Here is a 20,347-nt window from a genome sequence, read left to right on the forward strand (position 1 = left end):
CCCAATCTGCACCGGAACACAGCCGAAAGCCTGCCCCATGCCGATGTCATCGCTCTGGTCCGCCACCGCCCCCGCAGGGCCAGTCCTGCCCGCCCTGCAAGAGAGCCTGCACAGCGATGTGCTGGTGATCGGCGGCGGCTTGCAGGGCCTGTCCACCGCCCTGCATCTGGCCGAAGCGGGCACGGCGGTAACCCTTCTCGAAGCGGCAGATCCCGGTGAGGGCGGCTCGGGGCGCAATGGCGGGCAGGTCATTCCCGGCCTGAAGGACGACCCCGACACGCTGGACCGCCTCTTCGGGCCGGAAGCGACAGAGTTTGCCGGATCGACCGCGACCATGCTCTTCGATCTGGTCGCGCGGCTCGGGCTGGACTGCGATGCCGAGCGCACCGGCTGGATTCAGGCGGCAGACAAACAGGTGCTTCTTCCGGCACTGGAACGGCGCATGTCCGAATGGCAGGCCCGCGGGGCCGATGTCGGTTGGCTCGACGCCAAGGCGATGGCCGCGCATACCGGCAGCCACCGGTTCAAGGGCGGCTGGATCGACCGGCGCGCCGGCCAGCTGCACCCGCTGAAACTGGTGCGCGCCCTGACCGCTGCGGCCTTGGCCGCAGGCGTGCAGATCTATGCCCGTTCGCCGGTGTGCAGCATAGCACGGCAGGGCCGCCACTGGGTCGCCACCCTGCCCGAGGGCGCGCAGGTCACAGCCGAGCGCGTGCTGCTGGCCACCAACCGCTACACCCCGCCGGATCTGCATCGCGGGCTGAGCCGCGCGACACTGCCCGCGCATAGTTTCCAGATCGCGACACGACCGCTCAGCACGTCAGAGCGCGCCCGTATCCTGCCCCGCCGCACCCCCGTCTCTGAAGCGCGGCGGGTCGGCACCTATTTCCGGCTGGGGCCGGAAAACCGGCTGCTGCTGGGCGGACGCGGCGATTTCACCGCCCCCGAGGGCCCGCGGCGCTTCCGCATGATCGAAGCCGAGATCCGCCGCCTCTATGGTGCGGGCCTGACGATGGAGCATTACTGGTACGGGCGTATCGCGATGACCCCCGACCACCGGATACGGCTTGTGACCCCTGCCCCCGGTCTTTTTGCGGCCACGGGTTTCAACGGGCGGGGGGTGGCGCTGGCCACGGCGCTAGGCCAACGCATTGCCGAACATTTCCTGACCGGACGCCCGATGCCGCTGCCGGTCCAGACCAAAATGACCCAGATGCCCCTCTACGGGCTGCATCCCCTCTATGGCACCCTCGCCCTCCATTATTACCGCCTGCGCGATGCACTGGACCGCTAGGCAAACCGAATCGCTCGCGCGACGCAAAATGCAAAGATCCGCGTCGTCGTTGCCTCTGCGTGAACAATAGCAAAATTACACCGCATATATTTCGGCCAACCCGACATAATCTTGCCCGATTGTGATCTTAGGAGCTTTGTTAACGACGATAAGCTAGTTGTAAGACGAGCCGACCGTCGCAGAGCGTCACAACCAGGGGTGGGAGGGAAATGCTCGAGTTTGAAAATGTCAGCAAGTCCTTCTGGACGGGCAAGCAGCGCAAAGTCATCCTTGATCGCGCCAGCTTCCGTGTGGAGCTGGGCAATTCGCTTGGCATCCTTGCCCCCAACGGCACCGGCAAGACCACCATTATCAACATGATGGCCGGTCTGGAAAAGCCCGACGAAGGCACGATTCGCAAAACCTGCCGCGTGTCCTTTCCGCTGGGATTCATGGGCGGCGTGGTCACCAAACACACCGCCCGCGAAAACGCGCGGTTCATCGCGCAGCTCTACGGTCTCGACCCCGATTACGTCGAGGCCTTCTGCCGCTGGCTTTGCGGCATTGCCGAATATTTCGATATGCCGGTCGGCACCTATAGTCAGGGCATGAAAGCGCGGTTCACCTTCTCGCTGCTGCTGGCTCTGGAATTCGATATTTACCTGATTGACGAGGGAATGCCCTCGACCACCGATGTGGTGTTCAACCGCAAGGCAGGGTCCATCCTGCGCGAAAGGTTGCAACGCTCGACGGTGATCGTCGTCTCGCACCAAGCCGAGACATTAGAGAAATTCTGTCGGACGGCTGCCGTGCTCCGCGATGGCCAACTTTATATGTTCGACACTCTGGAAGAAGCGAAGCGGATGTATGACTACACAGCCTAGGACCACCAAATATCGCATCCGCCGTCACGCGCTTCAGGCCAAAGCCACGCCGGTCGCAGCCCCCGCAGGAACGCCCGACGCCGCCCTAACCAGTGCGCCCCAAACCGACGCGACCCTGTCGCGGGATGCCGCGCAACCGGCCAAACCGCAGCCGGAGCGGCCCCGCAATGCCGCTTTGGGCGCGATGGAGGAAAAGGACGCAGCCAAGGATCCGGCCGCCATTTTCGAACAGCATGATGACGGGTTCGGCGATATGAAATTTGCCGATGCCCAGCGGATGCAGCAGGAAGCCGAGGCCGAGCAGGTTCTCGGCAAGGACGAGCTGACGCTGGAGGAAGAGATCGAGGCCATCCGCAAGGAAGGCCTGACCGGTCGTCAGCTACGCCTTGCCCGCCGTATGGCGCAAAAGCACAATATCGCGGCGACCTCGGATTTCGAGGCGGTGCTGCTGCTGCGTCGCAAGGGCATCGACCCGCTGGACCGCTCCAATATCCTGTCGCTGGTCAAACCGGGCAAAACCGAAAACCTGCCCGCCGTGCCGCCCAAACGCAGCCTGACCAAAACGAATGCGATGGCCGTCGCCACCGCGACACCCTCGCCCGCCGATATGATGACCGAGGAACATCGCGCCAGCGAGATCCTCGCCATCCAGCGCGATATCACCCGCAGGCGGCGGCGCAAGCTGATATTGCTGGCCACACGGCTGGCGTTTTTCGTCCTGCTGCCAACGGTGGTTGCGGCCTATTACTATTTCGTCATGGCCACGCCCACCTATGCCACCAAGACCGAATTCGTGATCCAGAAAGCCGATGGCGTCGCCTCCAGCGGGATCAGCAGCCTGTTCTCGGGCACGCAGCTGGCCACAAATCAGGATAGCGTCACGGTCCAGAGCTTCCTGCAATCGCTGGAAGCCATGAAGCGCCTCGACGCGGAACAGGGGTTCAAAAAGCACTTCCAGCAGGCATTCATCGACCCGCTGCAACGTCTTCCCACCCCCGCCAGCGATAACGAGGCCTATGCGCTTTACAAGAAGGTCGTCAAAATCGGCTATGATCCTTCGGAGGGGGTGATCAAGATGGAGGTCATCGCCGCCGATCCGGAAACCTCGGCCCGCTTTGCCAAGGCGCTGATCTCCTATGCCGAAGAACAGGTGGACCAGTTGACCTCCCGCCTGCGCGGCGACCAGATGCAGGGCGCGCGCGACAGCTATGACGATGCCGAGGCCAAGGTTCTGGCAGCACAACAGAAAGTGCTGGAACTACAGGAGAAACAGGGGGTGCTTGACCCCGTCTCCGAAAGCAGTCTGGTGATGGGGCAGGTGTCGGCCTTCGAAACGCAGCTCCAGCAGAAGCGGCTCGAACTGGGCCAGTTGCAAGACAACCCCAGCCCCAATGCCGCGCGCGTGGCCGGTGTCCAAGGCGATATCAGCCGCCTCGAAGCCCTGATCGCCAATCTGCGCAAGCAACTGACGCAGAAGACCTCCTCCACCGCCTCGCTCGCCGCCGTGACCGGTGATCTGCGTATCGCAGAGGCGGATCTGGCCACCCGTCAGGGCCTTCTGGCACAGGCGGCCCAGCAGATGGAAACCGCAAGACTCGAAGCCAATAAACAGGTGCGCTATCTGGAAATGGGCGTGCGCCCCATCGCTCCGGATGCCCCGACATATCCCCGCGCGTTCGAGGATACGGTGGTGGCCTTCCTGATCTTTGCGGGGATCTATATGATGCTCTCTCTCACAGCCTCGGTGCTGCGCGAGCAAGTCTCAAGCTGACCCTCCCCGCCCGCGCAAAATGCCAAAATGCCACAAGCCCGCAGGTCCACAAGACCTTCGGGCTTGCCATACTCCAACGCGCGCAATAGGGCTTTGGGCCGAAGCCGCCCGCCTTGCCTGCGGCCCGCCTCTCGGAAGGATTCCAGATGACCCCCTATGACCGCGCCCATGCCGCTATGACCGCCGAACCGGAAAACGATGCCCTGCGTCTGGCCGTTTACGACCGCCTTGCCGATGCCGAACTCTTCCTGCTGCTGGAAGACGAGGTCGAGGGGCAGGACATCCGCCCGCAGGTCTTCGAAGCCGAGGACGGGGCCTTCGTGCTTGCCTTCGATACCGAAGAACGCATGGCCGACTTCTGCGACGGCCCGATGCCCTATGCCGCCCTGCCCGGCCGGATCATCGCGCAGAATCTCGTGGGAGAAAATATCGGCCTCGGCATCAATCTGGGCGTGGCCCCCTCGGCCATGCTCCTGCCGCCCGAAGCCCTCGACTGGCTCAGCGAAACGCTGACCCATAGCCCGTCCCATATAACAGGCCGCCCCGTCAGCTTCGAGGCCCCCGCCCTTCCGCCCGCCATCCTCGGGCTACTGCTTCCGGCCTTCGAAGCCAAATTCGACCAACTGATCGGCGCGGCCACCCACGCGCTTCTGGGCGGCGTCACCTATGAAGACGGTCATAAAGGCCATGTTCTGGCCCTGCTGGGCACCCCTGAAAGCGCGCGTCCGGCCATCGCCAAAGCGATGGGCGAGGCGCTGACATTCTCCGGCCTTGATGCGGGCGAGCTGGATGTCACCTTCCTCGACGAAGACAGCGAGGCCGCCCAACGCCTGCTGGCCAAGGCGCTCGTGCTGCACCTCCCCGAGCATGAGCATGAGGAAGCTCCCGCCGCGCCGCAGGAAAAACCCAAAGGCCCCGGCATGGACCCGTCCAAACCGCCCATTCTGCGATAGGACGGCCTGCGCCCACCCGTTCCAGCTGCTCTAAATATCCCGGGGTGAATTGGGGCCGTCAGGCCCCAAGAGGGGCAGCGCCCCTCACACGACCCCGCGCGCCAAAGCGTCCTCCACCGCCAGCCGCGCCATCTCCATGACCGCCTCGCGCGAATTGGCGGCGGCGATGAACCGCCCGTTATGGCAGAATTTCGCGCCCTTGACGCCCGAGGCCTCCTCCAGCGCCACACCGTTCAGCCCCGCCCAAGCGGCAGGCAGATCGGCTCGGTTCTCGAACCCCTCGTCAAATTTGCGGATCGTGCCCAAGGTCCAGTCTTCCGGACCGCGCGGCGTCACGACAAACCAAAGCTGGTCAGCCCCTGCCTTCACCACTGCCGGACGGAACGGCATGCCCGTCGGCAGTTCCAGAATACGCCCCTCACCGGCGGCGACAATGGCCTTTGCCACCATGCCCGCCGCCCGCAGCTTCGCCGCAGAACGCGCCACCCGCGCTTCCAGAAAGGCGCGCGCAATGCCTACAGCCTGCCAGAATGTGCGGATTTCCCCCTCGGGGTCCTTATCGTCAAAGACCGGACGCAGGGTCTCGATCAGCCCCGGCAGGGTCATCGCCTGAAGCGCCCCCGCCTCGCCAGGGGACAGTTTGCCATTATCGACCAGATCAACCGGCTGCACGAAGCTGCGGTCCACGCCGTCATGCACCTCGTCCAGATGGGCCTCCGGCACGCCGGAGCTGCGCAGATAATCGCGCCCGAATTGTGCCCAGACCAGCCCGAAAGAACTCAGCGGCGCACCGTCCTCGCGCACAGGGGCCTCGCGCTGATGGTGATCGTAGATATTGCGGGCCGGATCGAAATCGCCGCCCACATCGTAAATCACACGGTCCTCTGCCGGCACCAGCCATTGCGGATCACGCGTACGCACCAGTTCGGCCTGAGGGAAAAGCCGTGTCAGAACGACTGTCGAAAACACTTCATCGGCATGGAAACCGCCCGAATGGGTCACAAGATGGGTGATGGTCATGGCGCGCGACCTCCAATAAACAACAATGGCCGCAAATAGGCAGGGCTTGCGTCGAAACACAAGCCCTGCCCGCAGCCGATCTCAAAGCCGGTCGTCCGGTCAAAGCCCCAGACGGTCGCGCAATTCGTAATACCACGAACCGATCACCGAATAGGGCACGCGGAAGGTCCGCCCGCCGGGGAAGGGGATCCAGCGCAGCTTGGCGAAGACGTCAAAGCGCGAGGCATCCCCGTCGATCGCTTCCGACAGAATCCGCCCGAACGTATGCGATCCCGTCACGCCGTGGCCCGAATAGCCATGCGCGTAATAGGTCGCATTCCCCAGCCGTCCCATCTGCGGCACGCGCGAGAAGGACAGCGCGAAATTGCCCGACCACGCATAGTCGATCTTCACATCGGAAAGCTGCGGGAAGACCTTCATCATATTGCCCCAAAGCTTGGCCTTGATGTCCTTCGGATCGGTCCCGCCATAAACGGTGCCACCCCCGAACAACAGCCGCTTGTCGGCAGACATACGATAGTAATCAAGGATATAGCGCACATCCTCGATACAGGTATCGGCGGGCATCAGCTCGGCCGCGCGGGCCTCGCCCAAGGGCTCGGTCGCCATCACCTGCGTCGAGACCGGCATCACGCGGTTTTCCAGATCGGGCACCACATGGCCCAGATAGGCATTGCCGCACAACACCAGAATGCGGCAGGTGATCTGCCCCTTTTCGGTCTTGATCACCGGACGTGCCGCCTGCGTGTCCACCGACACCACCGGCGACATCTCGTAGAGCGTGCCGCCATTGGCCTCGATGGCCGCCGCCTCACCCAGGCACAGGTTCAGCGGATGCATATGTCCGCCCGTGGGGTCGATCATGCCGCCCACATAAAGATCGGTCGCGGCATGCTCGCGGATTTCCGCCTTGGTCAGCATCCGCTGGTCGCACAGACCATAGCTCTCCCAAAGCTGCTTTTTCTCCTCAAGCTCGCGCATATGCATATCATTGAAGGCGGCAAACACATTGCCATCCTTCAGATCGCATTGAATGCCATAGGTCGAGACGCGCTCGCGGATGATCTTGCCACCCTCGGTCACCAGCCCCGCCACAAAGCGCGCAGTGTCCTGACCATAGGATTTACCGATCTTCTGCAGGCTGGCGTTCAGCCCGTTGACGATCTGCCCGCCATTGCGCCCCGACGCGCCCCAGCCGATGCGCGCGCCCTCGACGACCGTCACCTGATAGCCCTTCTCGGCCAGATGCAGCGCGGTCGAAAGCCCCGAAAAGCCTGCGCCGACGACGCAGACATCGGCCTCCTGCGCCCCTTCCAGCTGCGGGCGCAGCGGTGCGGGGTTGGCGGAAGCCGCATAATAGCTGCCCGTATGGGCACCCGTTCCGGCGTAAGAAACAGACATCAGACTGCCTCCAGATAGCTGTGGAATTCGAAATCGGTCACATGGCGGGTGAATCGGCGCAGCTCCTGCTGCTTGCATTGCACGAACATCCGCTTGAGACGTTTGGAGTAGATCTGCTCGATATGCGGCCCGCGGGCAAAGGCGTCAATAGCCGAGGCCCAATCCAGCGACAGATGGTCCAGATCCAGCGAATAGGCATCGCCTTCAATCGGTTCCGGCGGCTGCCATTCGCCCTCGATCCCCAGAAGCGCGCCCCCCAGAATAGAGGCCAGCACCAGATAGGGGTTGGCATCCGCCCCTGCCACACGATGCTCGATCCGGCGGGCCTTATGGTGACCGCCCGGAATACGGATCGCGGCGGTGCGGTTCTCATAGCCCCAAGCCACAGACGACGGCGCATGGCTGCCCGGCAGCAGACGGCGGAAGGAGTTCTCATGCGGTGCGAAGACCAGAGCATTCTCCTGCATGGTGCGCAACAGCCCCGCGACCGCATGGCGCAAAAGGGGCGTGCCCTCTTCGCCGCCATTGTCAAAGGCGTTATTGCCGTCCTTATCCTGCAACGAGAAATGCACATGCATCCCCGAACCGGCGCGGTCGCCGTAGGGTTTTGCCATGAAGGTCGCGGCAAAGCCGTGCTTGCGGGTGATCCCGCGCACCAGCCGTTTGAACAGCACCGCATCATCGGCAGCCCGAAGCGGGTCATCGACATGCATCATGTTGATTTCAAACTGCCCTGCCCCGTTTTCCGAAATCGCGGTATCGGCGGGGATATTCTGCGCGCGGCAGGCGTCATAGATCTCGTTCAACAGCTCGTCAAAGTGCTGGAGTTCGTCCAGCGACAGCGCGCCATCGCTATCCAGCCGCTTGCCGGTCACCGGCGAACAGGGCGGCTGCGGCGTGGCCTCCGAAGGGTCCACAATGTAGAATTCCAGCTCGGTCGCCACCACCGGCGTCAGCCCCAGCGCCTTGAAACGGTCGCAGACGCTTGCCAGCGCGCGGCGCGGATCGCCCATGAAAGGCGTGCCATCCTCATTGGCCATCCATAGCTGCGCGAAGGCCGCCGGACGCGAGGTCCAGCTGATCAGGCTCAACGGCCGCCCCGTAAAATCACCGATCCCGTCGGCATCGCCCGTATCGAAGACCAGCTCCGACCCTTCGATATCCTCCCCCCAGATATCCATCCCCAGCAAGGACAAGGGCATCCGCAAAGAGCCGTTCTTGACCTTGTCGACATGTTCAATCGGCAGGCGTTTCCCCCGCATGACCCCGTTCAGGTCGCAGATACAGGCAAAGACGGTCTCGACATCCGTCTCGTTTTCCAGGTCGTGTTTGACGCGGCTTGTCATGATTGCTCCCGCAAAAATGTGATAGCATTTTTTCCATTGTGATAGCATTATGAGAGTCTGTCAACTCGTCGTGGTGACCATGAGCAAAGAAACATGTATTCCAGATCTGCCTCCCTATGCCGGTGATACGGTGCAGGACCATTGTTACCGAAGGCTCCGCCATGCGGTGATGCTGGGGCTGATCGCCCCCGGCACGCAGCTGACCCTGCGCGGGCTAGCCGAGCAGATGAAACTCAGCCCGACCCCGATCCGCGAGGCCGTGCGCCGTCTCAGTTCCGAACGCGGCATCGAAGTGCTGGGCAACCGCCGCCTGCAAATCCCGCAGATGACGGCGGGGCGTTTCGAAGAGCTGATCGCGCTGCGGGTCATGCTTGAAACCCATGCCGCCCTGCGGGCGCTGCCGCATATCACGGACCGGCAGATCGACCAGATGGAGGCGCTTGACCGCGAGATGGATCTGGCCATCCAGCGTCAGGATCTGGACGAGCTGACACGGCTCAATCAGGTGTTCCACCGGATGCTTTATTGCGCCAACCCCGATCATGCGGCCCAACCGATGATCGAAAGCCTGTGGCTACAGCTCGGGCCGTTCCAGCGCCATGTGCTTGGCGGCATCACCGACCACTACAAGATCGACCGCCATAAAGAGATGCTGGCCGCCCTGCGCGCCCGCGCAAGCGAGGCCCTCAGCACCGCGCTGCGTGCCGATATCACAGATGGCTCGATTCGCGTCGGGCGCAGGGCCTTGGGCCTGCCCGAAACAGGTCCAACCTCATGAAAAAGGCCGCGGATTCGCGGCCTTTCCTCGGTTTTCCATCTTAGGCCACGCGCTGTTCGCTTTCCTCTTCCGGCTCGATACGGAAGACCGAAACCTCTTCTTTCAGCGAACGGGTCTCGGCAGAAAGCGCCCTGACCGCCGCCGAATTTTCCTCGAACATGGCCGCGTTCTGCTGGGTCACCTGATCAAGCTGGTTGATCGCATTGGTGATCTCGGACACGCCCGCGGCCTGCTCGGAGGCCCCGGCCTCGATCGAACGCACCATACCATCCACCTCGCGGATAAGCGCCTCGATCTGGGTCAACGCCTCGGAAGAGCGGTTGGTCTGTTCGACCCCGCTGCGCACCTGCACTTCCGAGGTGGACAGCAACTGCGAGATATCGCGCGCGGCCTCCGACGACCGCTGCGCCAGCGCCCGCACCTCGGAGGCCACCACCGCAAAGCCGCGCCCCGCCTCGCCCGCACGGGCCGCTTCCACCCCCGCATTCAGCGCCAGAAGATTGGTCTGGAACGCGATATCGTCGATCACCGAGGTGATCCGGTTGATCTGCTCGGAGCTTCTCTCGATCTCGGCCATCGCCTCCACGGTGCCCTGCACGATATGGTGGCCATCGGTCGCGGTCTGCAAGGTGCGCGACACGGCCGAGGTCGCATTGCGGGCATTTTCCAGCGCGTTCGAGACCGAAGACGACATTTCGTTCATCGCCGCTGCCGTTTCCTCCAGCGATGCCGCCTGAGTCTCGGTGCGCCGCCCCAGTTCGGACGAAGCACGGTCGATCTGCACCGTCTCGGCCTCAAGCCGGATCGCGCTTTCGCGAATCGCTCCGGCCATGCGGGCCATATTCTTGATGGCCGCGTTGAAATCGCGCCGCAGCCCCTCGTAGGACTCGGGGAACGCCTGATGGATCGCAACCGTCAGATCCCCATCCGACATCCCTGCCAGAGCCTGCCCGAGCTGGCCCACCACCCGTTCCTGCTCTTCCATCTGGCGGCGACGTTCGGCATCGGCGGCGCGGCGCTGCGCCTCGTTTTCCTCGCGCAACCGGTCCTCTTTCTCGCGCGCTTCGCGTTCGGCGACCGCCTGCATCTCGCGCAGCTCCGTCTGCTTGCGCATCGCCTCTTCCTCGGCGCGATGACGCTCGGCCTCGGCCTGCGCCTGCAATCTGTCCAGATCGGCCTTCTCGATCAGCGCAATCCGGAATCCCTCGATCGCCCGCGCCATCGCGCCAATCTCGGTCTGGGAGGTGATATAGGGCACCGGCGTTTCGGTATCGCCCGCGCCCATCGCTTCCATCCGGCCCTTGATCCGGGTGATCTGGCGCACCGTATCCCGCGCCAGCAGCCCCGAGATCACCGCAAGTATTGCCAGACTGATCCCCATCGTGACCAGGCTCATTGTGCGCAGATGGGACAGGGACGCCGCAATATCGGAGACATAGGATCCGGTCCCGACGATCCAGTTCCAATCGGGGAACAGCGTGACATAGCCCAATTTGCTTTCCACCGCCCCCGTATCGGGATTGTTGAAATAATAGACCAGCGGACCACCGCCCTGTGTCTGGGCAATCTTGCCCATCTCCACAAAGATCTTCTGCCCTTTGACATCCTCATAGGCAGACTGGTCCTTGCCGATCCATTCCGGCTTATGCGGATGGACCTGATAGACCATATCGGTATCGAAAACGAAAAAATATCCGCTGCCTTCAAAATGTAGGGCCGTCAGTTCCTCGCGACCGGTCTCGCGCGCCTGATCGGGGGTCATTTTCCCCTGTTCGACCTGTTTCTGCAGATGCTCCAGAATACTGACCGCCGTCTGGGTCACATCGCGCAGGTGCTGCTCGCGCATATGATAGGCATTATCGACAGAAAACTTCAGCAAAAGTTCAGACGTCCCGAACAGGGCTAAAGCGGCAAGCAGAACGATCCCGTAAAGGCGCGCCCGCAGTGATTTGAACCAAGCCAATTTGTTACATCCCGTGTGTAATCCGATTGGAAAGGTTATCGCCTGATAAACTTAATATAAGCCGAACACCGGAATGGTCACAAAATAACACATTGGAATATTTGTATTTATTGAATCCGCCCACCACTATGCCGCGAAAACAGGCAGCGCCAGAAGGCCCCGTTTCCCCACGGAGTTGCAGAATCACCATGCGTCAACACAGCGGCAGATCTTGAGGCGAAGGGAGAAAAGGAAACGGCGGCTTCCAGGGAGGAGGAGAGGAAGCCGCCGCGTAGTCCCGAGGCTCAGGGAGGAGGAGGAGCCTCAAGAATTCCTTGAGACCTTTCTAGCCTGTCCTGACGCGAATGAATACTTCGGAATGAGCATGGCAGCACTTCGCCACGCGCATGGCCCAAGCCGATGCGCGCTGCGATACACCTCTCGAAGAGGCAGGCAATCTATGGCTAACTCACACCGACACGGATCTGCCCGACGGGAAGACCCCAAACACCTTGCCATGTTCCACCCCCGCTATACTGCCCTTGCAAAGACACTGCGGGACCGGACCATGTTCACCGAGCGCATACTTGAAGGCCGAAGAACAAAAGGCAAGCATTATTTATCAGTTTCGCAATATTGTTAGATTACGCGCGTTCTTGCAGAAATTCGGAGGGGCTTCGGGATGTGCCGGATAATAGGACAGCTCCGACAGGCAGTCGCAGGCATGCGAACAGGTTCTGCACAGATCGACCATCCGGTCGAACTCGTGGCGCGGCAGCGCCTGACGGTGCAGCAAGTCGGTGACATCCATCCCCGCCCGCCGCGCCATCCCGCGCAGCAACCAAAAATGCAGACTGTTCTCTTGATCAATGATCATCAAATTCTTTCTGGAAATAAAAAGGCCCCGAGGCGGGGCCAAGGCAGGTGTCTTGCCGCTATTCCGCCGCGATCGGTCGGTCATCGGTGTCGATAAGGCGCCGCAAACGCGACATCAGCAGGCGGTTATTGCAATAATCGGGGGCCTGCGCCACGACGCCCTCGCGGTCTTCCGGCGCCTCCTGTGCGGCCAGAAACCCCTGACACGCCTGCGGATTCGCGCATTTCGTGCAGCGCGTGACCGTCTCGCTCCATCCCGTATCCGACATCAGGCCCTTGGCTTTGGCCTGCGTGAAATCCACCCCCACGACATCGCCCATACGGGAGACAAGCGCGGCATGTTTGTTCAGCGTTCTAGGATCGGTCATCAGCGCCCCCATACATAAAGGGCCGCTTTGGCCCCATGCCGCCAAAGGTGCACCACCGGCATCGGTTAAACTTTGATATGGATCAACCGGCGCTTCGCAACCCTACGTTACATTTCCCAACGCCGCCGCGCGGGCGCGAATGGACGCCGCATCTTCGGGCAGGGCCATCTGCTGTTCCGACAGCGCCGCCGCCCGTTGCGCCATCGCACGGGCCGGCACCACAAAACGGCGGTCGGTCATGCAAAGCCCCGCCAGCACATCCTGCAAACGCGTTGCCACCTCGATCTGGGCCGCCCCGTCGCGCCCGATCGCATCGAACGCATTACGGATCAGCCCCTCGGGATCCAGTTCGCGGGCCATGACCCGCAGGCAGCGCACCTCCTGCGGCGCGGGGCGATGGCGGGCCCAATCCACCAGCACCACCATCAACCGCCCCAGAATATCAATCGCCGTGCCCGGATCATTGACCGCAGGCGACAGCGCCCGCGACGCGATCTCGGACATGGCGCGCAGCCCGAATTCGGGGTCCTGCTCATAGGAACGCGCATGGCCGATGCTGAACCCCGCGCGCATCTTGTCCTCCGCCGCGCGCCGCGCCTGCGCATCCTCCAGCAGCGCATCGCACCGCAAAAGCACCGTTCCCGGATGCGCGAAGGTGCCCGGTTGCGCCAGTATCCAGATCCGGCAATCCATCATCTGGGCGATCTGCTGCAGATAATCGGGGTCCACATGCTGCACATGCCCTGCCCCTTCGGCCATCACCGGCCAGCTTCCCACGGGCGGCTCCTGCCAGTCGGCGCAGCCCAGCACCGGATCCTCGGCACGCCGCATCAACGCCTGTCGCGTGGCCTCCTCCACCCGCGAGGCGGTGTCCTCGAGGCGCCCGAACTCGCTCAGGTGCTGGATCCAGCGCAGCAGCATGATGACAATCACCGCCACCACCGCAATGGTCACCGCAAACAGCACCAGCCGACCGGAATCGCCATAAATGCCGGTTTCCAGAGTGATGATCCCCACCAGCGCATAGACAAAGGCCCCGATGAAAGAGGCCAGCACATGCTGGGTCAGCCGGTCCGATTGCAGCAGCGTGATCGCCCGAGGCGTCGCCGATCCCTGCGCGGCACTGAAGGCCGAGACCATGATCGACAGCGAGAAGGTCGACACCGTCAGCATCGACGAGGCGATGATCTCCAGCAGGCTCTCGATGGCATTGGCACTGACGCTGAACCCCAGATCCTCGGGCACCAGCCGCCCGATGGCCGCAGCCCCCAAGGCGGTCAGAACCCCCAGCACCCCGAAGGCGCTGACCCGCACCCAGATCCGCTCGAACACCCGTTTGATATGCCAGCGCCAACGCGACATGCCGCCTCCTTCATCGCGCATGTCCCCATGCCATGCAGTGCGGATCTAGCGCATCAGCCCCGTCTGCCAAGCCTGTCAGACCTTGGACGCCACACGCTTTTTCTCGATTGCCCGCATCGTGGCGCGCACATTGGCCATGCGCGCGCGGTTCGAGGGATGGCTGCTGAAGATATCCTGCTCGGGGTCCGAGATGCGCTTGAAGAACTGCGCCCCGCGGATCGGGCTGTAGCCCGCGCGATAGGCCAGAACCGTGCCCAGACTATCGGCCTTCATCTCGTAATCCTTGGCCCGCGTCAGCGCGCCCATCTCTGCCCCCAGATGCTGCGCCTGCCGCACCTGACGGTTCGAGGCCCCCTGCGAGGCGATGATCGTGCCCATCAGCACGGCCCCCGTCTCGGAATCATCGGCCTTGAGCGCCAGATGCCCCAGAATATGATGCGCCGCCTCATGGCCCATCACAAAGGCCAGCTCGTCCTGATTGATCGCCTGCGAGATCAGCGTCAGGTTGAAGGCCAGAACGGGGCGGCCCTGCTCGTCAAGGGTCTGGAACGCATTCGGCTCGGGATCGGGGCGGTCATCCACCATGATCCGGAAATCGCAGCTATGGGTCTGGGCCAGCTGGTGATGGCGGCAGTAGTCCTCGATCACCGGCTCCATCCGATGCGCGGCGGCCATGAAGTTCTTTGCCGCGGCCTCGGGTGACAGAAGCTGGGTGCTCTGGGTGAAGTTCATCGCTTCCCCGTCGCGCCCCGCAGCCCCGCTGGTTGCCATCGGATCGGTCGCACAGCCCGCCAGTGCCAGAAACGCAGGCACCACAAGAGCCGAAACACACAAGACCGAAATTCGCATAATGGGCAGGTCCTTTCCAAAGGGGCATTCGTTCAGCCTAGCCCCCTTCCCCATAGGTGGGAAGAGCCTGTGCGATCAATTTTCAAGGCAGTGTAAACAAGGCACGATTTGCTCTGGCGGGCGGCAGGAATATCTGCCAGACTTTCCTTATGTTCACCATCGAGCACGAATTTGACGCCACCGTGATCACCCTCGTTGACGAGGGCGATGACCCACGGGATTACCTGCAAGAAGACATCAAGATTGAATCCTTCGAGGATTGTGTTGTTGTCGAGCAGCTAGACGAACAAACGGACACGGTCCAACGGGTCGTGTTCTCTCATGCACAGCTTCGCGAACTGGCGGCCTCCCTCAACCTGCCGGAGGGCGTCTATCGCATGAAGCAGATCGATACCACCGAAGGCGACACCGCCTCCGAAGACTGACCCCTGCGCGCCGCGCGCTTTCTGTTTTCTATGGTTTCTTGCCCTGAAAAAGGGCATTCAGAAACCAGCCGGACCGGTTAGAACAGGAACGCCCATGTTTTCAACGCTCAAACGCGCCCTCGCTGTCTCGCTTTGCCTTGCAAGCCTGACCTCGCCCGCCTTGGCCCGATCCGGCACGGATGTCACCTTCGTGCAGGCAGTCGAGCCGCAGGGCCTCGACCCCACCTCTGGCTCGCCCGTCGCAGCGGGACAGGTCACATGGGAAAACGTCTTCGAGGGGCTCGTCGCGATCGACCGGAACGGCCAGATCCAGCCGCAACTGGCCAGAAGCTGGCAGATTTCGGAAGACGGGCTGACCTACCGTTTCGCGCTCCAGCCCGATGTGCAGTTCCACAACGGCACCCCCTTCAGCAGTGCCAGTGCGAAATTCACACTCGACCGGCTGCTTTCGGATCAGTCCACCAACGGGCAGAAGGCACTATTTTCGGCCATCGAGACGGTCGAGGCCCCCGATCCGCAGACCCTTGTGCTGCATCTGTCCCACCCCGATTCAGACCTGCTCTACTGGCTGGGCTTTCCCGCAGCCGTCATGGTCGACCCCGCCTCTGCCGCCAGCAATGCCACGCAGCCTGTGGGCACCGGCCCGTTCAAGGTCGATGAATGGCGCAAGGGCGACCGCGTCCTGATGTCGGCATGGGACGGCTATTGGGGCACCAAGCCCGCCCTGTCGCATGTCACCGCACGGTTCATCGCGGACCCGCAGGCGCAATCCGCGGCGCTGCAATCGGGACAGGTCGATATCATCTCCGAATTTGCCGCGCCCGAGCTTTTCGACCGTTTCACCAAGGATGCCCGCTTTACCACCCATGTCGGCAGCGGCGAGATGGAGGTGGTGGCCGGCATGAACAATGCCCGCAAACCCTTCGATGACCTGCGCGTGCGTCAGGCGCTACAGATGTCGATTGACCGCTCCATGCTGATCGAGGCGGTGAAGTCGGGCTATGGCACGCCCATCGGCACGCATTTCTCGCCCGCCAGCCCCTATTACGAGGATCTGACCGGCGAATATCCCTATGATCCGGCCCGCGCCCGACAGCTTCTGGCCGAGGCAGGCTATCCCGATGGTTTTGCCTTCACCTTCAAGGTGCCCACCCGCAGCTATGCTCAGCGATCTGCCGAAATTCTTCAGGCCTTTTTCCAGCAGATCGGTGTGACCGCAACGATCGAGCCCTCGACCTTCCCTGCCACATGGATTCAGGATGTCTTCAAGGACAGCAATTACGACATGACCATTATCGGCCATGCCGAGCCGATGGATATCGGCATCTATGCGCGCTCGCCCTATTACTTCAACTATCACAGCGAGGCCTTCAGCGCCGCGCTTTCCGCAATCTCGCAAGCGCGGGACGAGGCCGCACGTGCCGCCGGTTACCACAAGGCGCAAGAGATCCTCGCCCATGACCTGCCCGCGCTTTTCCTCTATTCCGACCCCAAGCTGGGGGTGTGGAAGGCCGGACTGACGGGGGTCTGGGAAAATGGTCCCGTGCCCGCCAATGACATGACGGATGTGCGCTGGACCAGCGACTAACAGATTTTTCCGTAATTTCAGGAAAATGCGAATGCCTTGGGTTAAAACGGTTTTCAAACGTCTTGCGGGGCTGGCCCTGACGGTTCTGGCGGCCTCGGTGGTGATTTTTCTGGCGGTTTCGCTGGCGCCCGGAGACCCCGCACAGATCATGCTGGGCACCTCGGCTCAGCCCGATACCCTTGCCGCCTTGCGCCGCCAGCTTGGCCTCGACCAGCCGCTCGTCTGGCAATATCTGCACTGGCTGGGGGGCATTGTGACGGGCGATCTGGGGCGCTCCTATACCTATGGCACGCCAGTGGCCACGCTGATCGGCCAGAAACTTCTGGTGACGCTGCCGCTGACGGCGCTGGCCACCGCCCTCGCCCTTGCCATCGCCCTGCCCCTTGGGGTCTGGTCGGCGGATCGCCCGAATGGCCCTGTCGATATTCTGGGCCAGATCCTCAGCCAGTTCGGCATCGCCATCCCAAATTTCTGGATCGGCCTGCTGCTGATCCTCGGGCTGGCGCTTGGCACGGGCTGGTTTCCGTCCGGTGGCTTCGAGGGATGGGACACGGGGCCCTCGGCGCTGCTGTCCCTGATCCTGCCCGCCATCGCACTGGCCCTGCCGCAGGCCGCCGTTCTTACCCGCGTCACCCGTACCGCCGTGCTCGATATCACAGGTCAGGACTTCATCCGCACCGCCCGCGCCAAGGGCCTGTCGCGCCAGCGCGCCCTGTGGCAGCACGTGCTGCCCAATGCGCTGGTGCCGGTGGTGACCATGCTGGGGCTGCAAATTCCTTTTCTCATCTCGGGCGCGGTGCTGGTGGAAAATGTCTTCAACCTGCCCGGTATCGGCAGTCTGGCCTATCAGGCACTGGCGCAGCGGGATCTGATCGTGGTGCAGAATACCGTGCTGCTCTTTGCCACCCTCACCCTTGTGTCGAACGCGCTTGTCGATCTGGCCTATCTCGCGCTTGATCCGCGCCTGCGGAGCCGGTCATGAGCCGCCTCTCCCTTGCCCTTGGCGGCACGCTGACCGCAGGCTTTGCCGCCACCGCCCTCCTGTCGCGCCTCTGGACCCCGCAGGACCCGACCGCGATGAACCTCCTCGCCCGCCTGAAAGCGCCCCTGGAACACGGGCTTCTGGGCACGGACCAGATCGGGCGCGATGTCGCCTCGATCCTGATGGCGGGCGCGTGGACCTCGCTGGGCACAGCCTGCCTTGCCACCCTCGCGGGGGGGCTGGTGGGCACCGCCCTTGGCACACTGGCCGAGGGCCGCATCGCGCGCGCGGTCATGGCCGCCAACGCCATCCTCTTCGCCTTTCCGCCGGTACTGTCGGCGATCCTTCTGGGCGCGGTCCTCGGCCCCGGAGGCCCCACCGCCATTCTGGCCATCGCGCTCTTCATGATCCCCGTTTTTGCCCGCATCACCCGCGCCGAGGCCCTGCGCGTCTGGACACAGGACTATATCCTTGCCGCGCGCATGGCCGGAAAATCGCGCGCCCGTATCACCCTCGACCATGTGCTGCCCAATATCTCGGGCCAGATCATCGCGGAACTCTCGATCCAGACTGGGCTGGCCATTCTGGCCGAGGCGGGGCTGAGCTTTCTGGGCATGGGCAGCCCGCCCCCGACCCCAAGCTGGGGCCGGATGCTGTCCGACGCCCAGACCTATCTCACGCAGGCCCCGCATCTGGTACTGGCACCGGGGCTTGCCATCGCGCTTGCGGTGCTGGGGCTCAACCTGCTGGGCGACGGCATCCGCCACCGGCTTGATGCAAAAGGGCGGGCGTGATGCTCCATATCGACAACCTGTCCATCCGCTTTGGCGATGTCTGCGCCACACACCGGATCTCGCTCTCGGTCGCCAAAGGCGAAACCCTTGGCATTGTCGGGGAATCCGGCTCGGGAAAATCCATGCTGGCTCTGGCAACCATCGGCCTGTTGCCCGCCAAAGCCCGCGCGACGGGGCGCATCCTGTTTGACGGCACCGACCTTCTGGGCCTGCCCGACAAGGCCCTTGATGCCTATCGCGGCGCACGTATCGGCATGATCTTTCAGGAACCGATGAGCGCGCTCAATCCCGCCATGACCATCGGGCGGCAGATCACCGAAGGCATGCGCCTGAGCGGCCTGTCCCGCGCCGCCGCCCGCAGCCATGCGCTCGGGCTGCTCGACCGCGTGCAGATCCCGCAAAGCCGCGCCCGCAGCTACCCGCATGAACTGTCCGGCGGGCAGCGCCAGCGCGTCTGCATCGCCATCGCCCTTGCCCGCCAGCCGGACCTGCTGATCGCGGACGAACCGACCACCGCGCTGGACACCACCGTGCAGGCCGACATCCTCGACCTGCTGGACAGCCTGCGCCGCGAATTCGGCCTGACCATGCTCTTCATCTCGCATGATCTGGGCGTTATCAACCGCATAGCCGACCGCGTGATGGTGATGTATCGCGGCACCCATGTCGAAACCGGCCCCACCGCGCAGGTGCTGCACGCCCCCGCACAAGACTATACAAAACGCCTGATCGCCGCCCTGCCCCGCCGCCAGCCCCCCCGCCAGCCCCAGCCCCGCCGCACCGCGGCCCCGCAAAGCCCCGCCTCATGACCCTGCTGCGCCTGCATCGCCTGACCCGCCATTACGGCGAGACGCCCGCGCTCAGCGCGGTAGACCTGCAGCTTGCGCAGGGCGAGATCCTCGGGCTGGTGGGGGCGTCCGGCTCGGGCAAATCGACGCTGGCGCGGATCGTCATGGCGCTCGATTCCCCCAGCTCGGGCGAGGTGCATCTGGCGGGTCGCAATCTCTTCGCCCTGCCGCCCAAGGCCCTCAGGGCCGCGCGCGCCGATATGCAGATGGTCTTCCAGGACCCCTATAGCTCGCTCGATCCGCGCCGCAAGATCGGCACCAGCGTGGCCGAACCGCTGCATCTGCGCCCCCTGCCCCGCGCCGAACGCAATGCCCGCATCGCGCAGGCCCTGACCGAGGTCGGGCTGGCCCCCGAAGATGCCGAGAAATACCCCCACCAGTTTTCCGGTGGCCAGCGGCAGCGCATCGCCATTGCCCGCGCCCTGATCCTGCGCCCGAAACTGCTGGTCGCGGACGAACCCACCTCGGCCCTCGATCTGGCCGTGCAGGCCCAGATCCTCGACCTGCTGCGCCACCTGCGCGACAGCCACGGCCTTGCCATCCTGCTGGTCACCCATAACCTTGCTGTGGTGGAGGCGCTCTGCGACCGCGTGGCGGTGATGCAGGCGGGGCGCATCGTGGAAACCGGCCCGACCGCGCAGGTGCTGGAGGCCCCGACCCACCCCTATACGCAACGGCTCATGGCCGCAGAACTGCCCCTAACGCCCTGATCCTGTGCCGAATCGGAGCCGTTTTCGGGCCGGTTCGGCACCCCAAAGCCCTCAAAAGCACCCGTTTACAGGAGTACCGTAAACAGGTGCCAAATGGCCAGCCCCACGCCATAGGTGCCCATATGCAGGAGCCAGAAAGCAAAAGGGCCGCCCCTCCGGCAGCCCCCTGAAGCACCC

General features: G+C 63.3%; 19 protein-coding genes. 11 read left to right on the top strand and 8 right to left on the bottom strand.

Features of this window, described 5'->3' with window-relative positions:
- Window positions 1-37 precede the first annotated feature (37 nt).
- The 4 genes from WDB88_RS15730 to WDB88_RS15745 all read left to right on the top strand — a co-directional run bounded on the left by WDB88_RS15730 (window position 38) and on the right by WDB88_RS15745 (window position 4,881).
- Entirely contained in the window at window positions 38-1,294 is a 1,257-nt protein-coding gene (locus WDB88_RS15730; protein ID WP_339109968.1) for an FAD-dependent oxidoreductase, read from the top strand.
- A gap of 209 nt (window positions 1,295-1,503) precedes the next feature.
- Window positions 1,504-2,157, top strand: a complete 654-nt coding sequence (locus WDB88_RS15735; RefSeq protein ID WP_330629470.1) for an ATP-binding cassette domain-containing protein — start codon at window positions 1,504-1,506, stop codon at window positions 2,155-2,157.
- Window positions 2,141-3,928 carry a capsule biosynthesis protein gene (locus tag WDB88_RS15740; RefSeq protein WP_339109969.1) on the top strand — a complete coding sequence of 596 codons (1,788 nt, stop codon included), beginning with the start codon at window positions 2,141-2,143 and terminating at the stop codon, window positions 3,926-3,928. The genes WDB88_RS15735 and WDB88_RS15740 overlap by 17 nt, the downstream gene beginning before the upstream one ends.
- Before the next feature lie 146 nt (window positions 3,929-4,074).
- The gene (locus WDB88_RS15745) at window positions 4,075-4,881 is read left to right on the top strand and encodes an SseB family protein (protein ID WP_330629472.1); all 807 of its coding nucleotides are present in this window, start codon (window positions 4,075-4,077) and stop codon (window positions 4,879-4,881) included.
- 84 nt (window positions 4,882-4,965) lie between these two features.
- Here the strand turns inward: WDB88_RS15745 and WDB88_RS15750 are convergent, their stop codons facing one another.
- The 3 genes from WDB88_RS15750 to WDB88_RS15760 form a co-directional block, all read right to left on the bottom strand.
- Window positions 4,966-5,901: an MYG1 family protein gene (locus WDB88_RS15750; protein ID WP_339109970.1), complete on the bottom strand. Its 936-nt coding sequence runs from the start codon at window positions 5,899-5,901 to the stop codon at window positions 4,966-4,968.
- Between the two features lie 99 nt (window positions 5,902-6,000).
- A complete protein-coding gene (locus tag WDB88_RS15755; RefSeq protein WP_339109971.1) occupies window positions 6,001-7,302 on the bottom strand; it encodes an FAD-binding oxidoreductase in 1,302 nt (433 codons plus the stop codon).
- Window positions 7,302-8,648 carry a glutamine synthetase family protein gene (locus WDB88_RS15760; protein ID WP_330629475.1) on the bottom strand — a complete coding sequence of 449 codons (1,347 nt, stop codon included), beginning with the start codon at window positions 8,646-8,648 and terminating at the stop codon, window positions 7,302-7,304. Before WDB88_RS15760 ends, WDB88_RS15755 begins: the two co-directional genes overlap by 1 nt.
- Before the next feature lie 79 nt (window positions 8,649-8,727).
- Between WDB88_RS15760 and WDB88_RS15765 the strand changes: the two genes are divergently transcribed.
- The gene (locus WDB88_RS15765) at window positions 8,728-9,426 is read left to right on the top strand and encodes a GntR family transcriptional regulator (protein ID WP_339109972.1); all 699 of its coding nucleotides are present in this window, start codon (window positions 8,728-8,730) and stop codon (window positions 9,424-9,426) included.
- Window positions 9,427-9,466: 40 nt separating this feature from the next.
- Here WDB88_RS15765 and WDB88_RS15770 read toward each other — a convergent pair whose 3' ends face one another.
- From WDB88_RS15770 to WDB88_RS15790, 5 genes are all read right to left on the bottom strand, one after another.
- Entirely contained in the window at window positions 9,467-11,389 is a 1,923-nt protein-coding gene (locus tag WDB88_RS15770; protein WP_330629477.1) for a methyl-accepting chemotaxis protein, read from the bottom strand.
- Between the two features lie 601 nt (window positions 11,390-11,990).
- Window positions 11,991-12,245 (bottom strand): DUF6455 family protein, encoded by a 255-nt coding sequence (locus tag WDB88_RS15775; protein ID WP_330629478.1) that lies wholly within the window; start codon window positions 12,243-12,245, stop codon window positions 11,991-11,993.
- A gap of 58 nt (window positions 12,246-12,303) precedes the next feature.
- Window positions 12,304-12,612: a DUF6455 family protein gene (locus WDB88_RS15780; RefSeq protein ID WP_339109973.1), complete on the bottom strand. Its 309-nt coding sequence runs from the start codon at window positions 12,610-12,612 to the stop codon at window positions 12,304-12,306.
- A gap of 102 nt (window positions 12,613-12,714) precedes the next feature.
- Window positions 12,715-13,974 (bottom strand): DUF2254 domain-containing protein, encoded by a 1,260-nt coding sequence (locus tag WDB88_RS15785; RefSeq protein ID WP_339109974.1) that lies wholly within the window; start codon window positions 13,972-13,974, stop codon window positions 12,715-12,717.
- Between the two features lie 75 nt (window positions 13,975-14,049).
- Window positions 14,050-14,823, bottom strand: a complete 774-nt coding sequence (locus WDB88_RS15790) for a M48 family metallopeptidase (protein WP_339109975.1) — start codon at window positions 14,821-14,823, stop codon at window positions 14,050-14,052.
- A 149-nt stretch (window positions 14,824-14,972) separates the two neighbouring features.
- On the opposite strand from WDB88_RS15790, the gene WDB88_RS15795 reads away from it, so the two are divergent.
- The 6 genes from WDB88_RS15795 to WDB88_RS15820 all read left to right on the top strand — a co-directional run bounded on the left by WDB88_RS15795 (window position 14,973) and on the right by WDB88_RS15820 (window position 20,170).
- A complete protein-coding gene (locus WDB88_RS15795) occupies window positions 14,973-15,248 on the top strand; it encodes a hypothetical protein (RefSeq protein ID WP_330629482.1) in 276 nt (91 codons plus the stop codon).
- A gap of 94 nt (window positions 15,249-15,342) precedes the next feature.
- Window positions 15,343-16,836: an ABC transporter substrate-binding protein gene (locus WDB88_RS15800; protein ID WP_339109976.1), complete on the top strand. Its 1,494-nt coding sequence runs from the start codon at window positions 15,343-15,345 to the stop codon at window positions 16,834-16,836.
- A gap of 31 nt (window positions 16,837-16,867) precedes the next feature.
- Window positions 16,868-17,818: an ABC transporter permease gene (locus WDB88_RS15805; RefSeq protein ID WP_339109977.1), complete on the top strand. Its 951-nt coding sequence runs from the start codon at window positions 16,868-16,870 to the stop codon at window positions 17,816-17,818.
- On the top strand, window positions 17,815-18,612 hold the full coding sequence (locus tag WDB88_RS15810; protein ID WP_330629485.1) for an ABC transporter permease: 798 nt from the start codon (window positions 17,815-17,817) through the stop codon (window positions 18,610-18,612). The genes WDB88_RS15805 and WDB88_RS15810 overlap by 4 nt, the downstream gene beginning before the upstream one ends.
- Entirely contained in the window at window positions 18,612-19,421 is an 810-nt protein-coding gene (locus tag WDB88_RS15815) for an ABC transporter ATP-binding protein (protein WP_339109978.1), read from the top strand. The genes WDB88_RS15810 and WDB88_RS15815 overlap by 1 nt, the downstream gene beginning before the upstream one ends.
- Complete coding sequence (locus tag WDB88_RS15820) at window positions 19,418-20,170, top strand: ABC transporter ATP-binding protein (RefSeq protein WP_330629487.1); 753 nt, start codon at window positions 19,418-19,420, stop codon at window positions 20,168-20,170. Before WDB88_RS15815 ends, WDB88_RS15820 begins: the two co-directional genes overlap by 4 nt.
- Window positions 20,171-20,347: the final 177 nt, after the last annotated feature.

The organism is Thioclava sp. GXIMD4216 (assembly GCF_037949285.1).
In the GTDB taxonomy this organism is placed as follows: Bacteria; Pseudomonadota; Alphaproteobacteria; order Rhodobacterales; family Rhodobacteraceae; genus Thioclava; species Thioclava litoralis.

Coding starts and splice junctions, on each gene's coding strand:
- WDB88_RS15800 (WP_339109976.1), top strand. CDS start 15,343: ATGTTTTCAACGCTCAAACGCGCCCTCGCTGTCTCGCTTTGCCTTGCA.
- WDB88_RS15810 (WP_330629485.1), top strand. CDS start 17,815: ATGAGCCGCCTCTCCCTTGCCCTTGGCGGCACGCTGACCGCAGGCTTT.
- WDB88_RS15805 (WP_339109977.1), top strand. CDS start 16,868: ATGCCTTGGGTTAAAACGGTTTTCAAACGTCTTGCGGGGCTGGCCCTG.
- WDB88_RS15750 (WP_339109970.1), bottom strand. CDS start 5,901: ATGACCATCACCCATCTTGTGACCCATTCGGGCGGTTTCCATGCCGAT.
- WDB88_RS15745 (WP_330629472.1), top strand. CDS start 4,075: ATGACCCCCTATGACCGCGCCCATGCCGCTATGACCGCCGAACCGGAA.
- WDB88_RS15815 (WP_339109978.1), top strand. CDS start 18,612: ATGCTCCATATCGACAACCTGTCCATCCGCTTTGGCGATGTCTGCGCC.
- WDB88_RS15795 (WP_330629482.1), top strand. CDS start 14,973: ATGTTCACCATCGAGCACGAATTTGACGCCACCGTGATCACCCTCGTT.
- WDB88_RS15820 (WP_330629487.1), top strand. CDS start 19,418: ATGACCCTGCTGCGCCTGCATCGCCTGACCCGCCATTACGGCGAGACG.
- WDB88_RS15785 (WP_339109974.1), bottom strand. CDS start 13,974: ATGTCGCGTTGGCGCTGGCATATCAAACGGGTGTTCGAGCGGATCTGG.
- WDB88_RS15780 (WP_339109973.1), bottom strand. CDS start 12,612: ATGACCGATCCTAGAACGCTGAACAAACATGCCGCGCTTGTCTCCCGT.
- WDB88_RS15740 (WP_339109969.1), top strand. CDS start 2,141: ATGACTACACAGCCTAGGACCACCAAATATCGCATCCGCCGTCACGCG.
- WDB88_RS15775 (WP_330629478.1), bottom strand. CDS start 12,245: ATGATCATTGATCAAGAGAACAGTCTGCATTTTTGGTTGCTGCGCGGG.
- WDB88_RS15755 (WP_339109971.1), bottom strand. CDS start 7,302: ATGTCTGTTTCTTACGCCGGAACGGGTGCCCATACGGGCAGCTATTAT.
- WDB88_RS15790 (WP_339109975.1), bottom strand. CDS start 14,823: ATGCGAATTTCGGTCTTGTGTGTTTCGGCTCTTGTGGTGCCTGCGTTT.
- WDB88_RS15765 (WP_339109972.1), top strand. CDS start 8,728: ATGAGCAAAGAAACATGTATTCCAGATCTGCCTCCCTATGCCGGTGAT.
- WDB88_RS15730 (WP_339109968.1), top strand. CDS start 38: ATGCCGATGTCATCGCTCTGGTCCGCCACCGCCCCCGCAGGGCCAGTC.
- WDB88_RS15760 (WP_330629475.1), bottom strand. CDS start 8,648: ATGACAAGCCGCGTCAAACACGACCTGGAAAACGAGACGGATGTCGAG.
- WDB88_RS15735 (WP_330629470.1), top strand. CDS start 1,504: ATGCTCGAGTTTGAAAATGTCAGCAAGTCCTTCTGGACGGGCAAGCAG.